The sequence below is a fragment of the Enterobacter cloacae complex sp.6700776 genome, assembly GCF_048284255.1.
Lineage (GTDB): Bacteria > Pseudomonadota > Gammaproteobacteria > Enterobacterales > Enterobacteriaceae > Enterobacter > Enterobacter intestinihominis.
The window spans coordinates 1-279 of record NZ_JBLVYK010000259.1; the positions used below are offsets into that span (position 1 = coordinate 1).

The 279-nt window shown below is 58.4% G+C and carries 1 protein-coding gene and 1 pseudogene; one reads left to right on the top strand and one right to left on the bottom strand.

What is annotated here, in order from left to right:
- A pseudogene (locus tag ACNQ0T_RS24150) lies at positions 1 to 204 on the bottom strand (carbohydrate porin); the annotation flags it as partial.
- Between ACNQ0T_RS24150 and ACNQ0T_RS24155 the strand changes: the two are divergent.
- The coding region (locus ACNQ0T_RS24155) for a hypothetical protein (RefSeq protein WP_404872608.1) at positions 157 to 279 on the top strand (123 nt) is incomplete at its 3' end. The pseudogene ACNQ0T_RS24150 and the gene ACNQ0T_RS24155 sit on opposite strands and share 48 nt — an antisense overlap.

A 279-nucleotide genomic window follows, 5' to 3' on the forward strand; every position in this document is an offset into this window, starting at 1 on the left:
GATGTTCTGCGACAGCGTCAGCTTCCAGCCGTGGTTATCCCCGCCCTGGTCGTAGTCCACGCGCTGGTAGCCCGCTTCCAGCCAGGTGGAGTGCACGTCGTTCCAGAAGTACATCGGCCGGACGATGGCGCCGTAGTTTTTGCGGTTGTCGGTATTATCTTTGCCGTTGTCGTAGTCGTGGAAGGCCAGCAGATATTCCACCTGCGCCTGCTGGGTGAACTTATGGCTGCCCTCGAAGCTGGCGTAGACCGTGGTCAGGTCGTCGGTTTTGTTATAGAC